This window comes from Desulfobacula sp., from assembly GCF_021107415.1.
In genome coordinates, this window is record NZ_JAIOSW010000449.1 from 1 (window position 1) to 7,424 (window position 7,424).

The 7,424-nt window shown below is 41.8% G+C and carries 6 protein-coding genes; 3 read left to right on the forward strand and 3 right to left on the reverse strand.

Annotated features, from left to right (window positions below):
• A partial coding sequence (locus K8S13_RS22480) for a hypothetical protein (RefSeq protein WP_291465964.1) occupies window positions 1–551 on the reverse strand: 551 nt, incomplete at its 3' end.
• Window positions 532–1,311, reverse strand: a complete 780-nt coding sequence (locus K8S13_RS22485) for a hypothetical protein (RefSeq protein WP_291465965.1) — start codon at window positions 1,309–1,311, stop codon at window positions 532–534. The genes K8S13_RS22480 and K8S13_RS22485, both read right to left, overlap by 20 nt.
• Before the next feature lie 454 nt (window positions 1,312–1,765).
• Here K8S13_RS22485 and K8S13_RS22490 point away from each other — a divergent pair, with 454 nt between their 5' ends.
• On the forward strand, window positions 1,766–4,165 hold the full coding sequence (locus tag K8S13_RS22490) for a YCF48-related protein (RefSeq protein ID WP_291465966.1): 2,400 nt from the start codon (window positions 1,766–1,768) through the stop codon (window positions 4,163–4,165).
• 60 nt (window positions 4,166–4,225) lie between these two features.
• On the opposite strand, the gene K8S13_RS22495 is transcribed toward K8S13_RS22490, so the two are convergent.
• On the reverse strand, window positions 4,226–5,350 hold the full coding sequence (locus K8S13_RS22495; protein WP_291465967.1) for an ATP-binding protein: 1,125 nt from the start codon (window positions 5,348–5,350) through the stop codon (window positions 4,226–4,228).
• Between the two features lie 192 nt (window positions 5,351–5,542).
• On the opposite strand from K8S13_RS22495, the gene K8S13_RS22500 reads away from it, so the two are divergent.
• Entirely contained in the window at window positions 5,543–6,841 is a 1,299-nt protein-coding gene (locus tag K8S13_RS22500) for a cation diffusion facilitator family transporter (RefSeq protein ID WP_291465968.1), read from the forward strand.
• Between the two features lie 9 nt (window positions 6,842–6,850).
• The coding region (locus K8S13_RS22505) for a PAS domain-containing protein (RefSeq protein ID WP_291465969.1) at window positions 6,851–7,424 on the forward strand (574 nt) is incomplete at its 3' end.

A 7,424-nucleotide genomic window follows, 5' to 3' on the forward strand; every position in this document is an offset into this window, starting at 1 on the left:
CCCCCCATGGTTTTATCCCAGAGCCGGTTACCGTTAAAATCGGTGGCCACTAGCCAGACATCCAGGCCCCCATACCCTTTCATGGTGGTGGAACCCACCGCCACATATCCATAATCAGTGCGTACCACCTTAACCAGTTCACACTGATTTTCCGTACAGCCAAAAAGGGTTGACCAGATTACGGATCCGGTGTTGTCAATTTTGACCAGGGCAGGATAGTTTTCTCCTCCAACTTCAAGAGTCGTCACTACAACCGTATCAGTGCCTTCTTGAATCATGGATCGATACCCATGTACACCGCCGTCATATTCCCAGGCAAGATCACGATTCGAATCAAGTCCCCAGACACCTCTGTCATTTGTGACAAGGTAACCGCTGCCGGTTTCAAAGGCTTGGGTCATCCCATGTCCTCCCAGCGGATAGGGAGGACTGGTGGGAAGAAGCCATGCATTATACCACAGGTCACGATCATTTTGATCTAAGTCTTCCCATTTTCCCCACTCTATGGTGTCATAGTTATCCGTATCCGTTTTAAACAGCCACCCATACAAATTTGGTGTTATTGTCGAGATTAGCTCCCACTAAAAAATCATAGTTGCCGGTTGTAGAATCATAAAGCGGGGTGAGAGAGGCGCCATAGGAATAATAGGGATCAAGGGGCTGATCCGGGGCAAGCTGCTGGGGAAACTGATCGGCATAGCCCACATCAGTAAGCGTATTGCCGTCGCTGTCAGTTCTCAGCAGCCAGACACCGGGCATATTCTGGTACACTATTTCATGGGTGTCCGGGTCTTCATAGCTGAATTCCATCTTTTTGGTGCCAAGGAGCACATATTCTTCTCCGCCGCCCACAGGAATGACTGCAAGATCGGAAATTCTGTTACAGCTTCCTGCATATTCATAACTGTTTTTGTAAAGGGTGATATCAGAGGTAAAACTTTGGACATCAATCGAATCGCAGGTAACACAGATACTGGAATCACAGTAGTAATCGTCGTCACTGACATAGGAACGGTAAAATGGTTCGCTGCCAACCAACACCCGGTTTCCATTTTCATCCAGTTTATATAAAACGCCGTAGCCTCCTTTTGCAGAGTCAAAAAGGTAGGGTACGTAAGCACTGACAATAAAACCATCGCTGGTCCTGGCAATGGCGGTGGCCCTGTCCGGCTCAGGGTTCAATTCACCCCAGGCGCAGCCCAGTGGGTTGGTAAAGGTTGTCAGGGTATCAGCTGCAAAGCAATGGCTGATGAAATAAAAATGAATAAAGAGAAGAAAAATAATCAATGTATTAAAATGAATCTGTTTCACGACTTCCCCCTTTTTATGAAGACTTTCTTTAAAAAACTGGTTGGAGCTTGTGTAATATTTATAAATTCACAATAAGTATATGCAAAAATCATACCCTTTTTTCTATATTTTGAAACCCTTAACCTGCTGTATTTACGGTATTTTTGTGTAATTTTTTTCTTAGGAAAAAAATGTAACATTATAACAAAAAGTTCCATAAATTGAGTAAAAAAAGTAACAATTGATTGAAAGTGTACGATTTTATACTGTTTTTTCTATAATAGGAAATTTATTTCTCAAAAGTGTGTAAATTTTGTAACATTGTTACTTTTATTACATAGGAAAAAAAGTACCCAAATATTCTTTAAATTCCTATAGTTAAGGGTTTTGAAAGACCGGATCTCAGGCATAAATCTTGCATTATCTTTATAAAAGTATATATAAAAGCAAATCCATTATTACTAAGGAGAAAAAGATGAAAAATACATTTTTTGGAATGGTGTTGATGGGTATGATTTTTGTGTTATACACGCCGCAATTATCAGCTAAAGGCTGGGAATATCAGCAAAGCAATGTTCGTGACAATTTGACTTCCATAAGTTTTGTAGACAGTGCTGTTGGCTGGGCAGTTGGTGAAAACGGTGTTATTTTATCCACAACCGACGGGGGGGCGAACTGGGAAATTATGCATCCCCGTATATTGGATGATGTACCCGATTCCGAGATCTCCTGCACCAGAGTGTGCGATTTTTACAGCGTATATTTTATGGACAAAAATAATGGCTGGGCTGCCGGTGAAATGCATCTGCTGAATTCTCAAACTGAAGATATTATCCCGGTTCCCATCTCATTCGGCGTCATCCTTTTTAGCAAAGATGGCGGGCAGAGCTGGGAATGCCAATACCCCTGCAGTGCATGGGCCGAGATTTTATCCACGGACAGACCTTATATGCAGAAGATAAATCATATCTTTTTTTTAAATGCTCAACAGGGTTGGGCCGTGGGGGACGGCTTTTATTATCTGGCTACCAAGGATGGCGGCAGGACCTGGAAAGAAAATTCCATAGGTTTTTGGGCCATACCGGAAATCCGGCACACCCTTACCTCGACCCGATGGTTGTCCCCAATGCAGGGATGGGTTTGTGGATATCAATACAATATGTTTTTACCTGAAATAAGGCGCGGTTTCATTGCCAGAACCAAAGATGGTGGTAAAATTTGGACTGTTGATCCCTTTTGTCCACAGACCTTTGTACCGGTTGGGGCTCAGATGGATCTTGAAATTCTTGAACCACGATCAAACATTGAAAATCAAATGCTCGCTGCCTGGTCAGTGGGTGAAGAGGGTTCCATCTTTCGACTGGGCATCCAGGGGTGGGAAATGCAAAGCTTTATATGGCCTTTTAGTTTGCCTCTTCCGGACTTTAATGCTGTTGGGTTTGCTGATAATAATTATGGATGGATCATTGGATGGCATGAACAGGGCTTTGGCACTGGAGAAGTTGATCTACGCGAAATTATGACAATATTTCGAACAGATAATGGCGGGAAGAACTGGAAATATTTTGGCTGGAATGATCCCGGGAAACTCAATGACATAGATCTGATCGGGTTTACGGATGCCTGGGCCATCGGAGATGACGGTAAGATCATCCATTATCAAAATAACGAGCCACAAATCTGTTTTGAAAATATCGATCCTCAAACCGTATATGCCGGTGATACAGTGGAATTGAATGTCTATGTGAAAGACCTGGATGGCAACGATGATATCAAGACAGTGTCCGTAGATGCCCGGTCCATTGGGGCAGGCATTATTACATTAAAGCCTTCATGGCAGATTCCCGGTGATCGTCGATGCGTGCTTTATGTGAGTGAGTCTGAGGTATCTTCCCTGGCATCATATGGAACGCACTATTTGCCAATTAAGGTAATTGACAATGACGGTGCCGGCGATTCGGCTGTGATGGAGCTTTTTGTTATAACGAGCTGGGTTGAGATCAAATCCACTTGGGCAATCCCAAACCCGGCAGGACTGGACGATAAAATTCTGCTGGCCGCAAAAGTGGATATTATTGCCCCAAAAAGCGAGGAGTATGATGACTATGACATCCCACACAACCAGATTGAAAAGGTAACCATAGATATTATGGAACTTCTTCAGGTGGACTGTGGGCCTGATATGGACTGCATTATGATTGTCGAGATGACTGATCCGGACGGGGACGGTATCTATACGTATGTCGTGAAGCCCTTCATGGCTTTGCCGGGGAAATATGAACTGCCGGTAACAGCCGTTGACACTCTGGGTCATGTGGCAAAGAAATATCTCAGTCTCAAGGTTTCTAGCACTGCGCCATGCCGTTTTGATGTAAACCGCGACGGAGATGTGGACGGTGTGGATCTTGCTCATTTTGCAAGGTATTATTCAATGATTGACGGCGGTGGTGTAAATCTGTTGAAGCTGTTTGCACAAGAGTTTGGCAGTGATGACTGCCGGATGATGCCGTGGTTGAAAGAGTATTCGAACAGCGGGTGTCTGCCCAGGCTCCAGGAAAATTATGCTGATGAACAATATCCATGGTGCGGCAAAGATCGGATTGAAGTCATTAAAACGGGCATGGAGGTTCATTTGATCCATAGGAACGCCACGTACAACTGCTGTCCGGATGACATTCGGGTTTCCATGTCTGTGGATGGAAATGTGATAAAAGTGACTGAAGAGGAGATCGGGGGGCTTTGTGATTGCATGTGCTGTTATGATATAAAATCTGTGATCGTTAACCTGTCTCCAGGTATCTACGAGATTGAATACTGCTGGCATGATTATGAGACAGGTGAAGAATGTTACAGGGAAGAAATTATATTGCCCTAGAAAAAGCGATTTTAAAAGATTCTACCGCAGCTGTTTGGTTTCAGAAAAATGACTATTTGTTCAAAATTTTCGCTTGAAATATGTGACAGGGTCAACCACATTTATCTTGCCGCTGGAATAGGAGTGTTTCAGGTTTGCAACAATCTGGGTTGCTTTTTTGGGATTTAACTTTTCCGCATAATATTTTAAATGCCTTGATAGCCTGTCATCAGAGAATTTTACTTCAATAAGTTCTTCAATCATCCCTTCTTTTAAGATGACAAAGTCTACCTCCCGGCTTTCCTTATCCCGGATATACCTTAGCTCATACCTGTATCCGTCCCTGTCTTCCAGAAAATGAATTTTCTTTAGAAGCTGGGTTGCCACAAGATTTTCAAAAACAGCACCTTTGTCCCCAATGACATCCCCATTATCGTAGAAAAAAACTTTGGGCGGTTTGATCACTGCCCTTGGCAGATTTTTAGTGTAAGGTCGAACTGCAAATACAAGATACATGCTTTCCAGGACGTCAAGCCATTTTTTCACGGTTTTGGGAGACGCCTGGATTTCCCCTGCAATATTTGACATGACGATAAGGCTGCCCACACGGGTTCTGAGTTGATGGATAAACAGATCAAGCAGAGAAATGTGTCGAATTGACTCAAGGTCCCTGATATCCTCTTTTAATACCCTGTCAAACCGTTCTCTGCGCCATCTTCTTGCTTCACGTTCATCTCCGTCAAGAAATGGTTCGGGAAACCCGCCAACCGTCATTAACCGTTTAAACACTTCCTTTGGGGTCATCTTTTTTGGGTATTCATCAAACCCAAAAGGATGAAGCCGCCAGTAATGATACCGCCCTAAAAGAGAATCTCCCCCCCGCCTGTATATGTCAAGTCTTGCTGATCCGGTCACAAGAAAATGGGCAGGTCCTTTTTTGGTGTCGTAGACCCCTTTGATCCAGTTTTTCCAATTTTTGTATTTATGGAGTTCGTCAAAAACGATAAGGCCGTCATCATCATGCCATTTGGCGGCTAACAGGTTCTGCCTGTCTTCATTGTAATCCCAGTTAAAATATCTTCCTGACGGATAGGCCTGTTCCAGAATATTTTTAGCAAGGGTTGTCTTGCCCACCTGTCTGGGACCGCCAATAAAGACCATTTTTCGCTTTAAATCTTTAAGGATATTTTTATATAGATATCTCATGTGGCTATTTTATACCGTAATCCAAAATAGTCAAGGCTATTTTGGATTACGGTATAAAATAGCCCGGTTTATTTGGAGTTTTATTTATATGGCACATGGATTGCAAAGATAAAAAGAGATAAAAAGAGATAAAAAGAGACAGGAAAATCTTTTATAAATGTGCTAATATTGATACTGCCCGTTTGAATATGAATGGATCAAATATATTTTAACAAAATTAAAGGAACGAGAACTATCGATAAAAGGGAACAATTAGAGAAAGGGCAGCGGATTGCATTCTTATCAACGCTGTTAATACTCGTTTTGGCTTTGCTGAAAGCATTTGTCGGGTATACATTCAACTCCCCACTTTTGATTGCAGATGCCTGGCACAGCGGTGCTGATATTTTAATTAATCTTTCATCACTTATCGGTCTTAAACTCGCGTCAAAAAAAAAATCCAATCGGTTCCCATACGGACTTTACAGGGCGGAAACCATTGCCTGCCTTTTGATTGGAGCGCTGATTGCCTTTATCGGGGTTGATATGTTTAAGGACGGCTGGCATAAGCTATTTCTGATGGATTCCCAGGATGGATTCCCAATATTTCCCATTGGTGCTTCAATTGTTTCATGTGCTGTTGCAGCTTTTCTGGCCATTAAACAGCGGGCCATTGGAAAAGCTATCGGTTCCCAGGCCCTTTTGGCGACAGCTAAAGAAGCCTTTTTTGATATATTTACATCATTATTTGTATTAATCGGTATTGTTTTTGTATATGCACAGATTCCCTATGTGGAAGGTGCCGTCATCATTTTGATCGCAGTGTTGATCTTAAAGCTTGGGATTGAAACCGCATGGAAATCCATCATGATTTTGATGGACGCAGATATGGATACGGAGTTGAAGATAGAGATTGAGGAAAAATTAAACCGGATACAGGGGGTCAAGGGTGTTACCGGGATCAAAATACGACGCTCGGGTCCTTTTAAAATAGTCAATTGTATTATTAAAACAATTCCGTCCCTGATATTGTACAAATCTCATGAGTTGGCGGATATTGCTGAAAACATGCTGCTAACGGAATATGAGAATATTGAATCTGTTTTTATTCATGTTGAACCGGAAAAAGAGATTATTGAAACCGCTATAATACCCGTTCAGGATAAAGATGGTCTTGAATCCAGGCTCCATCCGCATTTTGGCAAAGCTCCCTATTTTATTATATTAAATCTTGGCAATGGAAGGATTGATATTGATTCATATGTGGTTAATGAGTTTCTTGATAAAAAAGGACATATCGGGCTCAATGTTGCAAAATCAATGATTGATTATCCGATTCACCTGCTATTTGTTTCAAGTATTGGTGAGATTTCATTTCATTTGTTAAAAAATAACTATGTTGATATATTTAAAGTTGATAAACAAATGAAAGTAAAAGATATTATCACTTTGTATAAAGCAAATAAACTTGATCCCATGACCCAGCCGAATTTGTCCCAACAACAATTTTAAAAAATGCAAATGAAGAAAAAAAAAACCACATCGGATACATTCACCCAGGATACGACTGAAATTATTCTTGAAAGCATATCGGACGGTGTTTTTACGGTTGATCATGAGTGGAAAATCATGTCTTTTAACCGTGCAGCTGAAAAAATTACCGGCGTATCGCGGAAAGAAGCAATTGGCAGACATTGCTGGAATGTGTTTCGATCAAATATGTGCCAGGATGAATGTGCCTTAAAAAAAACCATGCAGGAAGGCAAATCATTCTTCAGCAGTTTCACTTATATCATTAACAGCAGTAAAAAACGGATTCCCACAACGGTTTTCACATCTCCCTTAAAAGATAAAAACGGGAATATTATCGGTGGTGTTGAGACCTTCAGGGATCACAGCCTTGTGGAGGAATTACGAAAAAAACTCTATGACAGTTTTCAAATGGGAGATATGATCAGCCGCAGTCAGGCAATGAGAAATATATTTAAAATCCTGCCGAAAGTATCCCAAAGTGAAAGCACAGTGCTGATCAGGGGGGAAACAGGTACGGGTAAAGAGTTGATAGCAAAGGCGATTCACGACCTGAGCCTACGAA